The 21136-nt window shown below is 48.4% G+C and carries 17 protein-coding genes and 1 pseudogene; 9 read left to right on the forward strand and 9 right to left on the reverse strand.

What is annotated here, in order from left to right:
- Positions 1–297: 297 nt before the first annotated feature.
- Complete coding sequence (locus SJI19_RS06735) at positions 298–909, forward strand: TetR/AcrR family transcriptional regulator (RefSeq protein ID WP_323477496.1); 612 nt, start codon at positions 298–300, stop codon at positions 907–909.
- A gap of 667 nt (positions 910–1576) precedes the next feature.
- Positions 1577–2056, forward strand: coding sequence for a hypothetical protein (locus SJI19_RS06740; RefSeq protein ID WP_323477543.1), 480 nt, complete (start codon positions 1577–1579; stop codon positions 2054–2056).
- Positions 2057–2588: 532 nt separating this feature from the next.
- On the opposite strand, the gene SJI19_RS06745 is transcribed toward SJI19_RS06740, so the two are convergent.
- Positions 2589–4139 (reverse strand): methyl-accepting chemotaxis protein, encoded by a 1551-nt coding sequence (locus SJI19_RS06745; protein WP_323477497.1) that lies wholly within the window; start codon positions 4137–4139, stop codon positions 2589–2591.
- A 648-nt stretch (positions 4140–4787) separates the two neighbouring features.
- Between SJI19_RS06745 and SJI19_RS06750 the strand changes: the two genes are divergently transcribed.
- The gene (locus SJI19_RS06750; RefSeq protein WP_323477498.1) at positions 4788–5690 is read left to right on the forward strand and encodes a hypothetical protein; all 903 of its coding nucleotides are present in this window, start codon (positions 4788–4790) and stop codon (positions 5688–5690) included.
- Here SJI19_RS06750 and SJI19_RS06755 read toward each other — a convergent pair.
- Positions 5659–6555, reverse strand: a complete 897-nt coding sequence (locus SJI19_RS06755; RefSeq protein ID WP_323477499.1) for an AraC family transcriptional regulator — start codon at positions 6553–6555, stop codon at positions 5659–5661. The two genes, SJI19_RS06750 and SJI19_RS06755, sit on opposite strands and share 32 nt — an antisense overlap.
- A 125-nt stretch (positions 6556–6680) precedes the next feature.
- Here SJI19_RS06755 and SJI19_RS06760 point away from each other — a divergent pair, with 125 nt between their 5' ends.
- Complete coding sequence (locus SJI19_RS06760; protein WP_323477500.1) at positions 6681–7577, forward strand: SDR family oxidoreductase; 897 nt, start codon at positions 6681–6683, stop codon at positions 7575–7577.
- A gap of 175 nt (positions 7578–7752) precedes the next feature.
- Positions 7753–8991 carry a DUF1835 domain-containing protein gene (locus SJI19_RS06765; RefSeq protein ID WP_323477501.1) on the forward strand — a complete coding sequence of 413 codons (1239 nt, stop codon included), beginning with the start codon at positions 7753–7755 and terminating at the stop codon, positions 8989–8991.
- Positions 8992–9247: 256 nt separating this feature from the next.
- On the opposite strand, the gene SJI19_RS06770 is transcribed toward SJI19_RS06765, so the two are convergent.
- On the reverse strand, positions 9248–9892 hold the full coding sequence (locus SJI19_RS06770; protein WP_323477502.1) for a TetR/AcrR family transcriptional regulator: 645 nt from the start codon (positions 9890–9892) through the stop codon (positions 9248–9250).
- A 56-nt stretch (positions 9893–9948) separates the two neighbouring features.
- Between SJI19_RS06770 and SJI19_RS06775 the strand changes: the two genes are divergently transcribed.
- Positions 9949–10695 (forward strand): SDR family oxidoreductase, encoded by a 747-nt coding sequence (locus tag SJI19_RS06775; RefSeq protein WP_323477503.1) that lies wholly within the window; start codon positions 9949–9951, stop codon positions 10693–10695.
- A gap of 104 nt (positions 10696–10799) precedes the next feature.
- Here the strand turns inward: SJI19_RS06775 and SJI19_RS06780 are convergent.
- Together SJI19_RS06780 and SJI19_RS06785 are read right to left on the reverse strand one after the other, a co-directional pair.
- Positions 10800–11021: pseudogene (locus tag SJI19_RS06780) on the reverse strand (DDE-type integrase/transposase/recombinase); the annotation flags it as partial.
- A gap of 72 nt (positions 11022–11093) precedes the next feature.
- Positions 11094–12554: a diguanylate cyclase gene (locus SJI19_RS06785; RefSeq protein WP_416347515.1), complete on the reverse strand. Its 1461-nt coding sequence runs from the start codon at positions 12552–12554 to the stop codon at positions 11094–11096.
- A gap of 714 nt (positions 12555–13268) precedes the next feature.
- On the opposite strand from SJI19_RS06785, the gene SJI19_RS06790 reads away from it, so the two are divergent.
- Positions 13269–13532 (forward strand): hypothetical protein, encoded by a 264-nt coding sequence (locus tag SJI19_RS06790; RefSeq protein WP_323477505.1) that lies wholly within the window; start codon positions 13269–13271, stop codon positions 13530–13532.
- Between the two features lie 142 nt (positions 13533–13674).
- Here the strand turns inward: SJI19_RS06790 and SJI19_RS06795 are convergent, their stop codons facing one another.
- Entirely contained in the window at positions 13675–14370 is a 696-nt protein-coding gene (locus SJI19_RS06795) for a phosphoribosyltransferase (protein ID WP_323477506.1), read from the reverse strand.
- A 210-nt stretch (positions 14371–14580) separates the two neighbouring features.
- Between SJI19_RS06795 and SJI19_RS06800 the strand changes: the two genes are divergently transcribed.
- Both SJI19_RS06800 and SJI19_RS06805 read left to right on the forward strand, forming a co-directional pair.
- Entirely contained in the window at positions 14581–14994 is a 414-nt protein-coding gene (locus tag SJI19_RS06800; RefSeq protein ID WP_323477507.1) for a hypothetical protein, read from the forward strand.
- 283 nt (positions 14995–15277) lie between these two features.
- Positions 15278–17356: a TonB-dependent siderophore receptor gene (locus SJI19_RS06805; RefSeq protein WP_323477508.1), complete on the forward strand. Its 2079-nt coding sequence runs from the start codon at positions 15278–15280 to the stop codon at positions 17354–17356.
- Here the strand turns inward: SJI19_RS06805 and fhuF are convergent.
- The 3 genes from fhuF to SJI19_RS06820 are packed head-to-tail and all read right to left on the reverse strand — an operon-like array spanning position 17340 to position 20882.
- Complete coding sequence (fhuF, locus tag SJI19_RS06810) at positions 17340–18110, reverse strand: siderophore-iron reductase FhuF (protein WP_323477509.1); 771 nt, start codon at positions 18108–18110, stop codon at positions 17340–17342. The two genes, SJI19_RS06805 and fhuF, sit on opposite strands and share 17 nt — an antisense overlap.
- Positions 18111–18114: 4 nt before the next feature.
- Complete coding sequence (gene fhuB / locus SJI19_RS06815) at positions 18115–20097, reverse strand: Fe(3+)-hydroxamate ABC transporter permease FhuB (protein ID WP_323477510.1); 1983 nt, start codon at positions 20095–20097, stop codon at positions 18115–18117.
- Entirely contained in the window at positions 20094–20882 is a 789-nt protein-coding gene (locus SJI19_RS06820; protein ID WP_323477544.1) for an ABC transporter substrate-binding protein, read from the reverse strand. Before SJI19_RS06820 ends, fhuB begins: the two co-directional genes overlap by 4 nt.
- Positions 20883–21136: the final 254 nt, after the last annotated feature.

Consider the following 21136-nt stretch of genomic DNA (forward strand, 5'->3'; position numbering starts at 1 on the left):
GCAGACGCACTTTTGATGTACTTGTGACTTGCCTATTTAACACACGTGTTAACAAATGGATCGGGCATGAATAACTTGCATACTCACCTCCGGCGTCGTGTTCTTTATTCTGAGAGGTGAAACAGTGCTCAAGTCACATCTCATTACAAATTTTATAAAAAAATTACATCAGTTATCTTTAAATTAAATAAATCAAACATTGAGTGAACGCTCACTCATATATCTAGTATAGTATTGATATAAAAATGTTGAGTTGGCAAGATCCTTTTCACAAAACATACAATAGGAGTGATCACGATGTTAAGCGATGTGGAAACAGCAAAAAAGAACAAAATAAATCTGCGTAAGTCGCAAATTTTCACAGCGACAAGATTGTGTGTTATAAAACAGGGCTTTCATGCTGCATCAATGTCACAAATATCTGATTTATCTGGATTAAGTGTTGGTTTGATTTATAGATATTTTACAAATAAAGAAGAGCTTATAAATGAAGTGGTTAAAAAAATTGTCGACAAACGCTTAAAAATACTCACATCTCTTGATGTGAATCTTATTGAAATTTCGGACATTCTAACGACGCAGTACGCAATGCAGAAAATTGATAACGATTTCATAACAGACAACATCCTTATGTCGGAAGTTATGGCTGAAGCAGGTAAAAACCCCAAGGTTGCTGCTATTTATATAGAAGCCGATACAAGAATGTTTGATGCTTTACTTGCTAAATTTTGTAAATTCCAACCAGAAAAAGATATTGAAACTGTAAAAGCGCAAGTAGAAGTCATGATGACATTATTTTGTGGAAATGATGTACGTTCGTTTTTTAAAAGAAAAGCCAATGAAGAAAAGCTAAGAGACCTCCATGACAAAGTATTATCTTCATTATTTAACACTGATATTGCACGGTAGAGTAGAAAACGAACAGGTTGTTAATCAACAGGTTGAGGTTGATGCCCGTGCTCCATGCGGTGTCTGGAATAAAGTCATCCACCGCGCCTGAGTTCGTCGGCGTCAATCCTGAGCCACCGCCTCAACGACGCCTGAAATATCCGTGCCTGGAATGATCGGCAATGGCATCTGTGGCCGCCATTGCGGGGGACGGGTGCGGTATCCCTCGCGCAGGTACCCGTCGGGGGGATTAACGCCTATCGACGCGAGACGCGTTATTTCAGGTTTTACGCCGTGAGAAATTCGATGTATTGAGCATGAGGGCCACCGAACTTTTAGCAGAAAATGACGCTAAAAACGCCGTTGGCGTACCTGTTATTTAAGGACAATCCGACCTTTCTTATCTGATTAACAAATGGCAAGTGGTGGGATATGTCACCGCAGCCGGCAAGTCGTTAACCGACGGTTGACAGCAGGTTTATACCGGATCGTCTCAGGCAAAATCTGATTTATGTCATAAAGTTTTTTTTTATACAAATGTAAACTACTTTTTAGAGAATTTATTATAGAATTGTTTCTCGCACCTGGATATATTTCAGGTTACTTTCAGGTGGAAACTACAGTTTTTATAATCAAAGAGATTATTGAAATGTTTAAAAACTTAAGCAAAGCTTTATGTTTTTTTATAATGACATTCACCGCCGGAACTGATGCTAGCGAGATAAATTTATACTCCATTAATACCGGTTCGTTTGTGTATCACCTGACAGGTAACTACGGGCAATATAACGAATTTTTTGATAATAGATTCTTTTCTGTGGAGCGGAAGTTCTCTGAAGATTCTAAATACAGCGCATTACTGGGTACGATGCGCAACAGCTTTGGTGACCGCTGTATAGCCATGGGGCTGAGACGGGACTGGATATCTGGTGATTCAGACTGGGTTTTAAAAGGGGTATATGGTTATACAGGTGAATTCTTTTTTGATGCGTTAAGTCACTGCGGTGATCATGGCTCATATCACGATTTTAAGAAAATAACCGGAATAGGATTTTCACCCTATATATATCATGCAATTCAATACAATTTTACAAGTTACTTCAGTATTGAAAGTGGGATAATTATTCCTTCTGTGTTTGTCGTGAGCGTGCAATGGAGCTTTAGATAAATTTTCACCGTTATCCTAAAGCAACTTTTTTCGCTCATGTATTCACTTAATTGATAGCGGTAACTGTTAATTTCGTTAACAGTTGCCGTCATGAAAAAAGTGCGTTTCACTGAAAATCAGATCTTGCGGATCCTGAAAAACGTTGAAGGTGATCGGCATGTGAAAGATGTTCCTCTGTGTCCCCATCACCCATTAGTATTTTTATGGGGTGGGGCATCTATCCTGACACTAGGGGGGAGAACGCATAATTAGAAACTTTCGTTCGCCGTACATCACTTACTAGATTGATGCTGATGAACGACGTCGGATGGAAAAATCAGTGCAACAAACACGTGATAAATCTTACGCGTAACGCCTTATCGTCATACTTGTGCTCGCCCATGGAGATCATCTTACCAATGTTGCCCGATCTCTTTGTGCCACACGTTCTTCGATAAGACGCTGAGCCAACCTACTGCCGCGCGAAAAGTATCACCTTACTCGTTGATAATGGCATTATTTTATTCACCTTGAATAAATAGAATAGAACTGATTATGCCAGTTTGAATATCGACACCACTTGCTGCAGTTTCTGCGCCTGATCGTTTAATGACGATGAGGCGGCTGCGCTTTGCTCAACCAGTGACGCATTCTGCTGAGTGACCTGATCCATTTGTGTCACGGCGATATTCACCTGATTAATGCCTTCACTCTGTTCAATTGAGGCATTTGATATTTCCGTGATCAAATCCGACACATTAACGATAGAGGTCAGCATCTCCTGCATGGATTCACCGACCAGCGTCACACTATTGCTGCCCGTGGCGATCCTCTCGGTCGACACGGTGATCAGCATTTTTATCTCTTTTGCCGCGCTGGCACTGCTTTTCGCCAGTTGACCCACTTCTGCGGCAACGACCGCAAATCCGCGCCCTTGCTCACCCGCTCGGGCGGCTTCAACGGCCGCATTAAGCGCTAGAATATTGGTCTGAAAAGCAATTTTTTCTATGGTGGAAATGATGTCACCCATTTTATCCACCTGCTCATTGATCCCCTGCATACTGGAGACTGTGTTATCCACGGTTTGCTTGTTTTTCAACGACAGTGTGCGTGAACCGGTCGCCAGGTCGCGCGCCTGTCTGGCGTTTTCAGCATTGAGTTTCACCGTTGAGGTAAGCTGTTCCATGCTGGCTGCCGTTTCCTGTAGCGATGAGGCCTGTTCCTCGGTGCGGCGTGCTAAGTCACTGTTACCTTGTGATATCTCCTGAGAGGCCAGTTGCATCTGATCTGCCCCTAGGCGTACCTCACCGACAATTTCCGCCAGACGCTGTTGCATCTTTGCCATCGTCGAGAGCAGGCTATTAGTGTCACCGTCACGCAGTGTGATGTCGGTATGTAAATTCCCTTCGGCAATCTGCTCAATCACGTGTTTGGCATATTCCGGGTCGCCGCCCAGGCTTCGCTGTGTCGCGCGCATGGTGAGCAGCATAACCACTGAAACCGCCAGACCAACCAGCAGGATGACTAAGAAATAATTCAGCAGGTTTTTGTAGAACGCGGTCTGCACGTCATCCAGGAATACACCGGAACAGATATACCAGTTCCAGGTAGGATAGTGACTGACGTAGCTGACCTTATCGGCACTGAGGCCGGTATCTGGCAGGTGACTGGTATAATGGACAAAGCCGCCGCCAGCGTTACCTGCCTTTAAAAATTCCCGATAATAGAAGCTGCCATTGGAGTCGGTACGATCCTTAACGCTATGGTTTTCTAATTTGCTCAACGATGGATTACCGATCATGAGTAGCGTCAGATCCTGGTTAAAAATGAACATATAACCATCTTTGCCATATTTCATTGCCTTGAGTTTCGCCAGCGCTTCTTCCTGCGCTTGTGCCTGGGGCATCAACCCGTTATTGGCTTTGATCGCATAGTCATCAACGATAGACTGGGCCGCCTCAACCATATTTTTAACACCACGTTGTCTGTCTTTAAGCATCATGTCCCGGCTTTCCAATACAGACCATATGCCCAGTACCAATAAACCGACCAGTGCCATTGCCAGCGCGATGCGTAATCTACCCATAAAGCCGATGTTTCGCATGCCAATCCTTTAAGTCCTTTCATTTTATCGTGGCGTTACTAACGGCACGATAAAGCAAAAGCTTAACAGCTAACTGCATCTAAATATTTCACCGCCTGCTGAGCGGACCTGTGCAGAACAGAGATTTCCAGCGTTATTGCTGATTTGTGGGGGATATGACCATACACTGTCTAAAAAAGATCATCATGGGTGATGTTATTCGCCCATAAAGGGGCGTGTTATCATGACAAAATCCTTACAAATCGTGAGCATATAGGGCGGGAATACTGGGCGTTGTAGACTATGGACTTTCACAGTTGACCCCATCTCCACATTATCCAGGTACATTTCCACGACGCAATGATTAAACTTTGTGATAATTATGCCGTTAATATCGTGATATGACCCATTTCATCTAACCGTCATTAAATTTGAAACAGGTTGATGGGTGGTTCGTCCGGCACTATTTAACCATTCAATGCGTTGCCTTTTATCAAGGTGCCTGTCTTGGCGTCCGACATATTATTACCGGCAATTCTGATGATAACGTTCAGCCTTCTTGGCAAAAAGCGTGATATGGAATTATCGCGATTGAGTGAGCGTATCTGTTCATCAGCCCGATGATGCCGCCATCGCAGATTTGCTTTAAACAGGGGAGAGGATGTAAACATGGAAATTAACTCGGCTTCGACGGCCTATGTTCAGACGCAAAATCTGTCGAGCACCGCCCAAATATCAGTTCAATCACAACCTTCACAGACGAATGATGTGCAGGACAAGCAGTTGTCGGCGGTAGACTCGGTGAACTTCAGTGGCAAAGGGCTTATGCTATCTCGTCTGTTTGGTGATACGAGTGCGAATCCTCCCGTTTTGACGCAACTGACAAGTACCACCATGGGCGTGTCCTCTGTTAACTTCCTCACCAATGATGATCGTGACATGCTGTCAGAATTGTATGCCCAGGCCCAACAGCAGGGTACAGACTTGCAGTATGTTGACGATCTGGCTCATGATCTGGGTGATTACCGTATGTTTGGCAATATGGAGGGGAATGTCAATAACGGAGGAATGTACGATATGAGCGGGCATGCGCAGACTCTCCGCTTTACCGATACAGACGCCACGACTGCCACAGGTATTCTGACTGGGGACGGTATCGCGAATACAGCGGTAGACTCCGGATTTCTGCGCTATGAGTTGGATCCCGGTTTTTCGTTCGGGCATCGGGCAAATTTTGGATTTCTGCAAGAGGTAGTGAACAAATTTGGCCAGGGAGCTGTCGATGCCGGTCAGTCCTTTGATAATAAATTCTCCGCTTACGCAACCCAGGGAAACAACAATTTCATCGTCGAAACGTCCAGCGAGGTAGTCCTGCCTACCGAAGAACCGGATTTTCGTTCAGTTGATGGTGTGTTCTCCATTACACAAAGCGGATCTAAAAATGGATTTCAGATGCTTAATGGCAAGGTGATTCAACTTTTCGGTGCGAAGATCCCCCATTTTCTGAATGCTGAGCAACCTGACAAGATGAGTCTGTTGCTTACTGATGCTGCCTTGGTGAACAACCGATAACGCGTTTAAATGCTTTGCCGAAGGCGCTTTCAGACTCATAACCCAATGACGTCGCGATACGAGCAATAGAGTCATTCGCGTTTTTTAGCCGGTCGCAGGCGAGCAACATTCGCCAATGCGTCAGATACTCAATCGGTGCCGCGCCAACCTTTGCTTTAAAGTGCTTCGCAAACGATGAACGCGACATGCCTACCTTCATGGCAAGCTTGCGTAATGTCCAGTCATGCCCCGGGTCTTCATGCATACAGGCCAAAGCCATACTGAGCTGTTTATCCGCAAGGGAAAAAAGCCAGCCAACACTGGTACTGGCGCTATCATTGACGTGCAACCGCAACGCCTGGATCAGCATCATGTAAGCCAATTGCTGCACGATCAACGCGCTGCCAGGTTGTGGGAGACGTACTTCTTCGGCCATGCGTTCAAGCGACCAGCGCATGGTCGTTTTATCTGACTCATTCTGAATATGCACAATTGGCGGCAGCGGACCTAACAACATATCTGCGTGGTGACCGGTAAGCAAAAAATGACCGCCGACCAGAAAACAACCTTCTTCCCCGCCACCGGTGGTGGGGTTTGTCAGCGATCGTGCGGCGCGAAGTACCGCAAAATTGACCGGTTGTACCGTCAAATCAGTCGCCAGACTAAAAGGTGGACCCGGCGGTAACAGGTAACAATCGCCGGCAGTCAGCAGTATCGGATCGGCCACGCCTTCTACCGATAACCAGCATTGTCCGGACACCACGGCATAACACTTGATGCCATCATGTTGCGGCCATTGGATCGCCAGCTCGCGATTTAGGGCAATACCGCCAGAGACATAGCTCCGGGGCTTAAGCAAAGACAACAACTCTGAGAGGGGATCCATAAAACCTCGGGACGATGAGACGATAAATAGCGACTTTACAGCATAGATCGTGCCGCCAGCAGAATCTACAGTAAGTATCACTGGACTGCGATTGCGGCCCTTCATCCACGAAAAGGTGAATTATCATGCGTATTTTTCTGACCGGTGCGACCGGTTTTATGGGTACAACCATCGCTCGTGAACTGATCACCGCGGGTCATCAGGTTCTTGGGCTAACACGAAGCGAGTTGGGTGCACATGCGCTTGCTGCCGCAGGCGTCGAGGCACATCACGGTGATATTGACGATCTTGATAGTCTGCGACGCGGTGCGAAGTTTGTTGACGGGGTGATCCATACCGCATTCAACCACGACTTTTCAACCTTCGTGGCGAACTGTGAAAGAGACCGACAGGCAATCGAAGCGATGGGGGCGGTACTGGAAGGATCCCAGCGTCCATTGATCATTACCTCCGCTGTAGGCATGGGTTCGATGGGGAACAACGCACTGGCGAGCGAAGATCATTTCAATCCTGATCATCCGAACCCGCGTAAAGCGTCGGAGCTCGGGGGCCTTGCTGTCGCACAGCGTGGAGTCAACGTTTGCGTGATTCGCCTTTCGCAAGTTCATGATACTGTGAAGCAGGGATTAATCAGCCCATTGATTGAGTTGGCGCAACACAAAGGTGTTTCCGCCTATGTCGGTGACGGTCAGAACCGTTGGTCAGCGGTGCATATCAGCGATGCGGCACGCCTTTATGTATTGGCCCTGGAGAAAAACAGTGCAGGCAGTCGGTACCACGCTGTCGCGCAAGAGGGTATCTCGATGCGAACCATCGCCGACACGATTGGCCGTATCCTCAACGTGCCGGTCATGCGCATTGAGGCCAAAGATGCGCCCGCTCACTTTGGTTGGATAAGCGCATTTGTCGATCATGACATGTCCGCATCCAGCGCATTAACGCAACAGCGGCTGGCATGGCACCCAACGGGGCCGGGGCTGATTGCCGATCTCGATCACATGCGCGTTCAGACAGCGCCGTAATGCCGGGGCACGCTTTCTGCGGTCTGATTGTTTTCAACATTATCAGGCGTTATACTCATGGCTGGCGTTATCTACGCCTCCATCCGCGGAAAGGGCTGCGCCCAAGATCATGCTCTTAACTCGTATTTTACGACTCCATACCTGAATGCGGACAAGGTCATGATAAGGAGCTCGTATGTCTGCATCACCTATCGGTAATGGCCGCATTAATCTTGAGCAACAGCGCAAACGCGCTCGGGAGCTTCTTCGGCGCTTAAAAAATGGCGCAGAGCCAGCAAAACTCGCCTTTCTCCATAGTCTCAACGCATCGTCTTCGGTGAAACTTTCCGATGCTCAATGGCTGATAGCTAAAGATCTGGGGTTTAGCAGTTGGCCAAAATTAAAAGCGCATATTGACGCTATTGATTTTATTGCACGAAATCCCCGTTTTGCGGCAGACGATGAAGTCAATACCGTTCACTGGCGATGTGGTAATGACATCGAACACAGTCTACGTCTCGCTGGTTTTAAAGGGATCTTTCACACGCTGACCGATCCGTTATGCATGGGGCCGGTTCAGGGTCTTGCTCATGCAACATACCGTACACAAAGAATCGAGTTTATCAGGCACGCTTTTGGTATGGATCTGGGTGAGGTCACGCGACGTTTTGACCAAGAGTATGAACATCTGGCAAAAGTAGCGGAACTTGCGCACGGTGTGCTGTGGTGCGAGGCTGACGCCTATGACCAGCTGTTTCTGATCCGGGTTTTGGCAAGCCTTGAGCATTTACCACAAAAACTGGAATTGATAGAAATAGGCCAGATACCTGGTGTGGCGCGTTTTATCGGGATTGGCCAGCTTTCACCCGACGTACTGGCGTGGTTGTGGCCACAGCGCAGGTTAATCGGCAGGGAGGCGCACCAACTTGCAAGGCAGGCGTGGTCGGCATATTGTTGCGGATCGCCCCTTCAGATGGCGGAGCTTGCTCATCAGGCCCACGCGTGTTTGCCTTTTCTTGCGCCGGCGCTGCGACGACAATTGCAGGAATTACCCCATATAAAAAATGGCTTATCGTTAACCGAGCGCCTGTCCTTGCAGTATATCAATGAAGCCGGTCCGGTAGCATTCGCCAGCGTATATGCAGAACTCATGGAGCGGCGAGAGCCATTGCCTTATTTAGGTGACATCATGTTTTATGCTGTTATTAAGCCACTGATTGATGCTGATGAACCACTGGTTGCGGAATCGGACCCAAATATTGAATGGCCCAGGCGCCTATTAACGTTGACCCGGTTGGGCCTTGAAGTAATACAGGATCGGGCATACTGGCCGGATTATGCATCACAGAAGAAATGGATCGGCGGGGTCTGTATTTCACCCCGCCAGCCTCATTGGGCAATCGGTGATGATTTACACCCTGTCTGGCGGGAATAATGTTCTACTTGATGCTGAAAATATTTCAATTGTGCAGTGGTTAATTTTTCACTAGCATCCGTTCTTTGGAAGAAAGAAAATGTGGTCTTATTGAATAAATCGAAATGCAGTCTTTTTGATGGGTGCGGGTGAAGCATGGTCATCTGTAATGGAATGATTTTTCGTTAACCTAAGCTAAGTCATTAAACGATTTTCTAATCAAACCCTGATTATTCAACAACGCCATATACCCTTAACTCTTTACAAAGAAAGAGTATTATATTGGTTGGTCCGGTCGTGTCGACCCACGAAGGTAGGTGCAGAACATTATTATTAGCTGTTCTTGCAACTGACTATTCAGAAGTTCCGGACTGTTCCGGTTAAAAAAAGTTCGTACCGTACCAAAAAGTACATTCATCAGCGTCACGTTGAGCGAAGAAAGATTATGGAATTTAGCATCCGACGCCGTAGCAAACATCGTTTCACTGGCCACCTCAATACGCCGACACATGATTTCCACAATCTTACTCACATCGATATCTGCAGCTGCGCGATAAAGTGCGCAAGTTAGGTCGTATCGTTCTGTTTTTATTTTGATGTATTCACTAATGATGCCCTCAGCCATGCTGGCATAAGGCGCGCCATGTAACGTAAGGCATAGTTCTTCAATCCGCTCGGCGAGTCGATCTAAATAGCGGTCGTTTAATGCAAAGAACAGCGCCTGCTTGTTAGGAAAATATTGGTAGAGTGAACCCACCGATACGCCCGCCCGCTCGGCGACGAGTGTGGTCGTCACTTGTGACGTTCCTGTGCAGAGTAAAACCTGAATCGTGGCTTCAAGAATAACGTCGACGGTGGCTGATGATCGCCTCTGACGCGGCGTTCTGCGCGGATTCTGGTTGGGTATAGAGACAAGAGTCATACGCGAATTCATTTGGTGAAGGATTATCCATATTATTAATCAAACCACATTCACCGATGAAGCCCAAGGAGTTTATGATGACTGTTTCAATTGCGCTGGTTACAGGCAGCAACAAAGGTATCGGTTATGAAATCGCTAAGCAGCTGGCACAGGCTGGGACGAGGGTATTGCTTGGCGCTCGTGATGCCGTGCGCGGTAAAGTAGCGGCAGACGCATTGAGTAATGAAGGACTGGATGTTTCATTTATTCAGATTGATGTTTGCGACGAAGATAATATCGCTGCGGCGGTGCAATTTATCGAAAACGCACATGGCCGCCTGGATATTCTTGTCAATAACGCTGGCATTGCAGATGACCGCGATGGCGTGCCGGGAAGCACCTCGCTGGATGCGGTACGTCGTGAACTGGAAACCAATTTTATCGGTCCCCTCGCGGTAATTCAGGCGATGCTGCCCTTGTTAAGACAGTCCTCAGCTGGACGGATTGTAAACATCTCCAGCAGTCTGGGTTCACTCACGCTGAATAACGATCCTGAATGGCCGTTTTATAATGTGAAACTCATCGGCTATAACGCGTCGAAAGCGGCACTTAACATGCTGACCATTCAGCTCAACGCAGAACTAAAAGACACGGCAATAACCGCTGTATCCGTCTGCCCCGGATTGGTTAATACCGATTTAAGCGGACATCAAGGCGACCGATATCCTTCTCAAGCCGCTGCTTTTCCGGTCCGTATCGCTTTGCAAACGGCGTCCGACAACCTGACGGTTTTTCAAAATGAGGCTGGGGTCCTGCCCTTGTAACATGATACGACAAGGCGGGTGGCTAATCCGTCTTGTCCAGACTCCGGCTGGTGGGTTCTGTCGCATTAGTGGCACAGGTCAGCAAAAGTTGCATTGTCTGTTTTTCAGGTAGCCAGCAGGTAAAACGGTTCTGCCGGGTACAGTCCGTCCCCGTCCGGATGCTGATATTGCCCCTTGCGTATCATGTGGATCCGCTCAATGTCCGCCAATATCGTCTGCGTCCGCTGAAACGATTTGAATCCCAGCACTTGCCTTATCCTGCGTTTGATATTCCGGTGGTTCTGCTCCACAAGGTTATTCAGGTACTTATTCTGTCTGACTGTGATATTTCCACTGGCCCCTGATTCTGATATACGTTTCGCCCATTAGCCACATTCACTCGGCGCAGATCCTACCCTTTATTCATCCTCCTTAACGACTCGATTCCGCCCTTGCTGCTTGGCTCGATATAACGCAATATCCGCCCGATTGACTAAGGATTTTAATCCTTCTTTGCCTTGGAGTTCCGCCACACCGCAGCTTATGGTGACCGGTATGGTTTTGCTTCCCGAGATCAACGGCGACTGTTCAATCAATTTGGACAGGGTTTGCATGCGCGCCTGGGCCTGCTCGTTGTTGCACCCCGGCATCAAAATCACAAATTCATCTCCGCCCCAGCGGCATAGTCCGTCAGAGTATCGCAGGGATGTTTGTATCAACCGGGCAACGTGCTGAATGGCCAGATCGCCAATACTATGGCCAAGAAAATCGTTAATAGGTTTGAAATGATCGATATCGATTATTGCCAGGGTAGCCGATTTGCCTTGGTGCAACGCGTTCGAGCGCAGGCGAAGGAACTGGAGTTCAAATGCCTGGCGGTTCATGATGCCGGTGAGATTATCCGTGGTCGCCATTTGCTCCAGCCGGCGATGATACTTGCCGATCGTCAGCCACAGTAAAAATAAAAATAATATGCTGACCACCACCCCGATGCCCAGGTTTTTCAGCAGGGTGATGAACAGCACCCGTTCCTGGGGATGATGATTTTGTTCCACCATCAAATACCAATCGAACTCCGGTAACAAACGGGTATTGAGTAGCACTTCACGGTCATGTGCCCAATATTGATAGCGTCCACCGGGAACGGTGAGGATGGCGGTGGTTAAGGGACCTAGTCCGGGTTGTTGCCGTATATTCGCCGCGCGTTGGAAGGATTGTCCATGCAGAACCACCTGTCCGCTTTTATCCACAAAATAGATAGTCCGGTTATAGCGCCGTTCATATTTTTCAATCAGTAACTTAACCTTTTCAACTGAAATACCGATACCGGTAACGCCGATAAAGTTTCCCTGATAGTCGTGAACCTTATGGTTAACGAATACATCTAGATGGGTGTGATCTTCTGGATCCAGGCGAACATCGATTAAATAGGATTGGTCCGCTGGCAGACTTTTAACCTGGTAGAACCAACGATCCTGCTGGGTATTCTTGGATACCGTCTCAAGTATCCGTTTAGGGTCATAGTACTGGCCGGTTTTATCGGAGACGAAAAATGAAAAGATAGTACCAAAACGATTGTCTATCTCATTGAGATAACGGATCATCGCATTCGGATCCTTTTCGTGATCCAACACCCAATCGCGCACGAAGGTATCGTGGGCCATCAGCGATGATATAAAGATGGGTTTCAACAGGTCTTGCTGAATTTCTGAATAAACATTATCACTGGTGAGGGGCAGGGTGTTCTCTTCGATTTCTTTGTTAAGGGATTGCCGCGCCACTTCGTAACTGCTCCAACTGATCAGCAGAAAAGTACTAATTAACATTATGGTAAATAAAACAAGGGTCCGTATCTTCGTCAACCAGTGAGGGCTGTTCATACAGTTCCTCTGAAATGTTGTGTCGTGGTGAAAAAGGTGAATGCGTTCTAGCATAGCGGATACCGGCAAAACAATCCTGCGCAATCCCGCGATATGATGTCATGCTCGCCCGTTTTTTTATCACCAGGCCGGTATTTTTTACGCGGATTATTGCGGGCTATTACAGAATTTTGGGGGTGCTGGCACAAAAACTGAATAAGAAAATACAACCTATCCACCGATAAAGCCAAAAGACATGCCGCGATCGAAGCCTCAAAGACTGAGGATAAACGGCGTGATAATATTATCCAAAAATACACCTATCTTGTCTGCCATTTATTGAATGTGTCCAATTGTTTTATCTCTGTTTTAGACGATGAAATACAATATATAAAACCAGTTCATAATTTTCCCATCAATGAAATAAAGCTAAATAATGTTTTTTTTCTGCATACGATTCGCACGAGTAAAACGCTCATTTGTGATGATACGACTCAAGATGATGACTTTAAACACACCAGATTGGTGATAAAAACGCTTTTTGTCCGTTTTTACGTATTACAACCACTTGGCATCTTGAAGACTGGTCTGTTTATGCCGTTAGGTCAGTTTCTCTCGCTTCCTTAAAGGACAGCTAACCGACTATGAAACCAGAACCACCTGATGAGTTCAACGCCCGGATATGGCCTGAGTAAGCGATAAGGCTTGCCATGAATTCAGTAAAGGGATATCGCGTTGGACGACCCCATTCCGCTTCATCTGATTGGCAGCCTGACCGTGGATGAGCGTCTCATGACCTCGTCGCGTTTTGAGCCCGATGCCGATCTGCTCTGCGGGTACAGTCAGACGCTGGCGCGGTTGTTGTCGCAACGGACATTATCGCTGGAGATGGAGCCCATTCTTGCCGGTTTCTCAAAAAAGCCGAAAGGAGAGCTTGCGCTCTCCTTTCAACATTACTTTCGACAGCCTATAAAGACTGAAGGATTAGCCGCTGCCTAATCAACTGGATACTTGTTCTTTACGAACCGACCCCAGCCAAGGTGCCTACGCGGGTCTCATCTGGATTTAAAGAGCGGGGAGACTCAAACACACTCTATAAGATATTTATACACGCTTACCCATTTCTGATCAAGCATAGCAGCTATCTTCCGGCAGAACTAAACAGACAGGCGGCATGTACCGTTGCCCCCGGATAATGCTGCTGAACAATACATGCAGCCGTATTTAGTGTGGTGCCGGAAGCCAAAAGGTCGTCCACAAGGAGGATACGCTGAGGATGAAAATTCAGTTGCGGAACGACATTCCATGCCAAAGGCGGTATAGCTTCGCGTAATGCTGGAGAGATACCTTTAAGGGAGAAATCTCCTGCCAGACCAACCTCTCTGGACTGTAATTTCACCTGGTAAGCTAACGATTTTGCTTCTTCCACACTGACGTCAGCTCTGTCAACAAGCCGAAATGCCTCATCGACCGTGATCTTTCGAAAAGCCGTGAAGATATGAGGAGCGCTAAATCGCCGAGCAAACCGCTTTCCAACTACTTTGCTTATCTGATGGGCGGAAGGCATAGATATAACAAGCTGATAGCCCTGTGGTTCAAGCTGCGAAATTTTCTCGGCTATTCTAGCAAAGCTTTTACTTAGCCTAACTATGCTCGTTATGTCCGCCGTAAGACCTTCTTTTGCTTTAAGCGCATAAATCAAAGGGCAGTTGTCACCTACTTGACGCTGCTGACGGTTACGCTGCATCTTACGAGATAAGCGCAGACGCCTGAAAACCGAATAGATCCGGAGATCGCCGATATTTTCAATCGTCGGATTACCCTCAGCGTTCGTCATCAGCCAGTCCTGGCAAGAGTGATCCACAATGACTTGATGTCCCTGAATGACTAATCCCACTGTTAAACACCTAAATGTAAACGGTCCGGCAGTATAACAGTATGAGGAAGTCCTAATGAACTCATAAAAAGTCCGTTATGCCGCTTTTCCCTTCAGTTATAGTTCCATTTTTGAGCTTTAAAAACACTAATGGGGTGATGGGGACACTCGATGAAACGTATTTCACTGGAGCGTAAAACCGTTGCACCTGCAAAATCAGGCGCTGGGATTGACCTCCTGAAATCCTTCACTGACGACACATGGCGCGGTCTGCGCTTTTTTGTTTACTCACTGGAGGCTGCCTATAGCGACTATCCCCACTCAAACTCATGCGTTACTGCCCATTCCTTTCCATTCCTTTCGATTCAACCACCGATTTCACCGTTCTGGCAGGCCATTGTGAAAACCTGGCTGGCGCGGTTGTTGTTGCAACGGACATTATCGCTGGAGATGGAGCCCATTCTTGCCGGATTAGTGTTCGACGTGGTGGTGTATTTCGCCGAGAAACTACGGGCGCCGCACTGGGTACGTACTGCTGAGGGGGTAAAATGTATAGAGGAAGTCGATGGGGTTCAAGAATCCTGAATACCTTAAAAGCCAAGAAACCAGCCCTCGGGCTGGTTTCTCAAAGATTGGCGTAAAGACTCTCAGGTTCACATGTAAACATTCAATAATCTGCCGCTACCCCTTGTTTTAGCAGGGTTGTTTCATTGAACAATTGAATCTACAGGGACTTTATTCACTTTAAATGTAACAATAAGTATGAGAATATTAATGATACTAATTATCATTTCTATTGGGGTTATTGATGAATTTCCGTCCTGTATGCGCAAGGGTTATACCCTCGGTTAAACCTGTAATTCTCCTGATGACATCTGCTATCGTGGTAAGTGCACTTGCGCATGCTGAAACCGCAGATGAGATCATCACGGTGACAGCTGTCGCCCCGGAAGACAGCACAGACTACCTTCAGGGGTATGTCGCGACCAAAAACCTTAGCGCGACAAAAACCGATACACCGATCATCCGTACGCCGCAGTCCGTTTCAGTCGTGACGGCAGATGAAATGAAAGCTCGGCAGACCGACACCTTTGCCGATGCGTTTAAATATACGCCCGGTTTTATAGCACAACCAAACGGGTTTAGCCGCCTAGCCGATGACTATACTATCCGTGGTTTTAACGTTGGCTCCGGCACGGGCGGCATATTAAAAGACGGCATGAAAATGCAGGCCAGCGTCTATGATGGTGGTCTCGATCCTTATGCATTTGAGCGTCTGGAAATGATAAAAGGCGCTGCCTCGGTGTTATATGGGCAGTTGTCACCCGGTGGCTTAATTAATGCGGTAACCAAACGACCCACCTCTATGCCATGGCATGAACTTAATCTGGAATACGGTAGTTTTGACCGTAAACAGATCTCTGGCGATTTTTCAGGCCCAATCGATGACGAGGGAAAATATTCTTATCGCTTAACCGGTCTACTGCGCGACAGTGATACTCAGACGGACTATATCAACGATGATAAGCAGTATCTGGCACCGGCATTTACCTGGCGACCCAATGATGACACCAGTCTGACGTTGCTGGCGAGTTATCAAAAAATCAAAACCAAATTTGCCACTCCTCTGGATTACAACATGACGACCTATAGCAAAACGCCCGGGACAAAAATTCAGCGAGACCAATTTGTCGGGGAACCGGACTTTGATCAATTTAACACTGAGATGAAGAGCGTTAGTTATCTGTTCACTCACCAGTTTTCAGATACGATGAAAATGAGTCACGCATTACGTTATATGGACGCAGAGGGCGATTTTGATTATATGAACGCCTATGCCATTCGCGGTAACACGCTGACACGTTACTACAGTAAGCGCCACGAGCACTCAACGGGCCTGACCACTGACAGCAATCTGACGTGGACGTTGGGCTCGGGTAACTGGGAACATCAGGTCATGGTGGGGACTGATTATTATCATAAGACCTATGACTCTGCACGTTATATCGGGTTGGGTTCGTCTCTCGATCTGACACAGATTCAGTACGGGAATATTCCTGTGGTTAGCGCTTCTGACAGCGGATCGCGGCTGACCAGCGATCAATTAGGGGTTTACCTACAAGATCAAATCACCTGGGACAATAAGTGGGTGCTGTTGCTCAGTGGTCGTAATGACTGGTCGCAAAGCAGAACAACTCAACATGCCAATCAGATAAAAACGATCCAGAGCGACCATAAACCGACGGGACGTATTGGCGCAGTGTATCTGGCAGACCATGGCTTGGCGCCATTTGTCAGCTATAGCCAGTCATTTAACCCCTCATCAGGGATTGACCGGGAAGGCAACAGTTTCAAACCGACAGAAGGTGAACAATACGAAGCGGGCATTCGTTTTCAGCCGCCGCAAAGCAAAACGATGTTAAGCGTGGCTGTTTACCAGCTCACACAAACTAACGCGCTTACCACGGATCCTGTTGACAGCAGCTATAACGTGCAGACTGGAGAGGTGCGTTCCCGTGGCCTGGAGTTTGAAGTAAAAAGTGAAGTGACCTCGAATCTTAATGTCATTACCTCGTACGCTTATACCGATGCCCGTGTGACGAAAGATAATGACCCGGTGAAACAGGGCAGTCGAGTCGAAGGTGTGCCTTATCACACGGCGAGTATCTGGAGTGATTACCGACTGACAAGCATAGGGCTGCCGAAGGTGACGTTGGGGGCGGGGGCTCGTTATATGGGGACAACAAAAACCTCGCCTTCAATAAGTAATGATAAGATCCCGGCTTACACGCTTTTTGATACCAAGGTCAGTTACCAGCCGGTCACTAACTTGACCGTTTCCCTCAAAGTCCAGAACCTGACCAACGAGAAGTATCTCTTCTGCAACACGGTTTGCCGCTACGGTGACGAGCGCTCGGCCATTGGGGGTATCAGCTATCAGTGGTAGCTGTTGGAAAATTTGCCTGCCATGCTTGTGGCAGGCAGCAATTCTTGCAATACCCCATTTCTGGCAGCAAATAGCGCAGACAGCACCCTTTACGTAACCGGATAGTCTCGCCGGTTGGCGATTTCCGCGTAAATACCGGCCTGTACAGCAGGTTTCGTTCACCGTCTGGCCAATATTTTTCAGTAAATAATCTACTCATCGCTTCCTGCTTTTCCGGCGAAAGCTGACCGGAAGCACTTAGCAGCCTGAACAGGGTATCCACTCCGCTGGCAACATTACTCCATAATACAGCGACGTTAACCCCCGCCACCTCAGACAGTGACGTAAAGTGGGGGGTAATATGCTGGCGAAACAGCGGGGTAAAATCATTCACCGAGCTGACCGGGGCCGCGTTCTTGCCCTGATTCGGCACGACAACGGACGTTACCAGCCCGGCCTCATTGTGCGCGAGCAAGAGACGGGCTGGGTGAGCCACAATTTCTTTGTCCAGCAGCACCCGGGCGATCAACCATCCCCCGGTAAAAAGCGACAGGTAACTTTTGCTCCACATCGACGCCACCGCGCTGATGTCCTGCTGTTGCCAACCACGCTGCCGTGCGAAAAAGCCTAGCTGTCGTCCTATAAAATAGGGATCAGTCAGTTGGGTGGCAGGCAGAAGCTGTACGCATGTTGCCTTCGCTTCTTCAAGTAGGACAATCCCGTTTAACAGCGGATAAAAACGGGGATCGGTGTGCATTTCAAACAGTTTAAGCATGGCATTACCTATTCTGACGTCGCATCATATACATAAAATAAGGCGAACCAATAAAAGTGGCACATAATCCAGCCGGAATTTGCCAGGGATAAATAAGGTTTCGTCCGATCCAGTCGGCAAACAGCAGCAACATCGCCCCCGTCAGCGCCGACGCCAATAATCGACTAAGCCCACGCTGGAATCCCATCATCACGACCAAATGTGGGGCAATCAATCCGACGAAGCTTAGTGGCCCGGTCAGTAGCGTTGCGCTGGCGCTCAGCAACGCGGCCAGTAGTAATATGATTAATCTGCTATAGGACACTGACATTCCAATCGAGCGCATCACCGTTTCCCCAAGGGGAAAACGGTCAAGCCAGCGGACCAGCAAGGGCAGTATCAGCAGCGTTACCAGTAATATCATCAACGCAGGGCCGACTTCCGTCGGGGTGACGCGGTAGGTCGAGCCGGCCATCCAGTTGAGCAGGAATAGGGAACGATCATCTCCGCTAGCAATATAAAGCGCCGTTATCGCATTACACGCCGTGCCGGTGGCCATGCCGGTTAGCAAAACGCGCTCTGGTGAGAAGTGAGCTTTACGACTGAGCGCCACTATCATTGCCAGTGTTGCCAACGCGCCAGCGGTGGCGGCGAATAAGAGTGTCGCTGGGTTGAGCGCACCGGTGAACATAAACAGTATCACCACCCCCAATGCAGAACCTGAGCTGATACCCAGTACTTCAGGGCTGGCCATCGCATTCGCCGTCATTCTCTGCATCAGGGTGCCCGCAATCGCCAACATTGCGCCAGAAGCGATGGCAGCCAGCACTCGCGGTGCGCGCCAGGTCATTAGGTGCTGAAACGATTCACCCGTGGACCATGTCCAGCCGCTAGGAAGACGCCCAAAGGCAACAGCAAACCACACCATCAAAAGCAGTAACACAGACATCACCACCAGTAATCGCCCGGGTGTGCGGACGCGCCGTTGCGCAGGTGCGGAAGAAACAGTGTAATGCCGCTCGCGCAAGCGCGGTATGAGTATCAGTAGCAACGGCGCACCAGTCAATGCGGTTGCCAGACCTGCGGGGATGTCTGTATTCACAACCTGACTTAACGCCTGAACCAGCACATCAGCAAAGGTCAGCATCAGCGCCCCCGTCACAGGAACCAGAATCAAACGTATGGGAAGACGTCTGATGCCGGTCAGCCTGACCGCTGCAGGCGCAGCAAGGCCAATAAAGCTGATGACGCCTATCCTGCTGACGACCATTGAGCTCAGCCAGACTGCCAGCAGCAGTAATAGTAACCTGGCATAACGTACCGAGAGGCCAACACTGTGTGCGGTCTGTTCATTCAGACCTAACAGGCTAAGTGGCCGGATGAGTGTAACCAGCAGCAACAGCGCAATGGTTAACTGTGTGACCAGCCAGCGCGCCGTCAGCCAGTCATTCTGGACCAGTGAACCGGTCTGCCAGAGAAAGAGATCCATGAGTGCGGCATGATTGAACAGTACAAGCACCGCACTGACGCTGGAGAAGAACAGCGTGACAACCATGCCTCCCAATATCAGTGACAGGGGGGACAACTCCCGCTTTCTCGCCAGCATCATCACCAGTGACAGCGTCAGTGCCGAACCGACGAACGCGACCCATTCGCGACCCACCATGAGAACAACCGGGAACCAAAGACCACATATTACCAGCGCTAGCCAGGCCCCGGCCGAAATACCCAACGTTGCGGGTTCTGCCAGGGGGTTACGCAGCACCTGCTGGAAAATAAATCCTGCAAGGCTTAATGCCGCACCGGCGAGAAGGCTGACTGCCAGTCGCGGTAGCGTACTGTAGTGAAACATCAGCTGCGGGTACGAGTCTCCGTCTGGCGACCACACCGCCGCAAGGAGATCGCTAAGTGGCATAAGCGCGATGTTATGGGTAAAAAACAGGCCAGATCCCAGCAGCAGCAGGGCAGTCAAGATCAAATAACTTCTGGAGTATGTTAAGGGTATCAAACGTTCTGCTCCTTCATTGCCCTTTCGAGTTCGTTGAGAAAGTGCATTGCACAGAGGAGTCCACCGCTAGGGTACAATCGGCTCATTCTACTGTAACGGCCTTCTTTAATCAGCGGAATAGCCTGCCACAAGGGGGAAGAAAACAGATCGTTTACATTGCTCCTTTCTTGTCGATTACTGAAAAAAATCAGACGTGCATCGGGTTGCTTTAGTAAATAATCCAGTCCGACAACGGCGCCGCCCCAGGAGTTGGTGTTCCCCTCATAGGCATTTTGGAAACCCATTCTTTTCAGCAGGTCGTCATACATTCCCTTACGTCCAAAAAGCAATAGATGGCGACCATCGTCGTTAATTCGCGCCAGAAAAAGTGGGCGCCCCCGATATTTTTTCAAGGCTGAACCCGTTGCCGTCAACTGGTCTGAAGCCTTTGCGTTCAGTTTTTGCGACGCGCGGGTGACCGACGCATAATTCCCTAAACGCGTGATCATCTGCTGAGCAGCCAGCCAGGGTGAACGGTTAGGGCTGAAAATATCCATTGCCGCAACGGGCGCAATTTGCTGCAGCCGAGAATTTACCTGCGCCTGAGCGTGTGAGCACAGAATGATGTCTGGCCTGAGTGTCTCCAGCAGTTCCAGATTAGGCTCGTTGGGCAGTCCAGCTTCCTGCACGCTATCGGGCAGTTGAGGATTAATGATAAATTTTTGATACCAGCGTTTATTCGCTACGGCGATTGGGGCAATGCCGAGACCCAGCAGGCTTTCCGTAATGGCAAGGTCAAGTGACACGATTTTCAACTGCAGTAGATGGCCTGAACCTGAACCCAGTGAATATGCCGCTGGGAGTAATGTCATGCCTGCCAGTAGTAACTTTCTTCGGGTTAACACGACAGAAGTCCGTATGATTATTAACAGTGAATGATAATCATTATTAATACAGAAATTGTCATTGTTGACAAGAATTTACGCAGTTGTGTGCTGAGAAAACATACATGAAGGATATATTATCCCCTAAACACTCCAACTTCTGGCCATCATAGGGG

Source organism: Acerihabitans sp. TG2 (genome assembly GCF_035013185.1).
Taxonomy (GTDB): Bacteria; Pseudomonadota; Gammaproteobacteria; order Enterobacterales; family Enterobacteriaceae; genus Acerihabitans.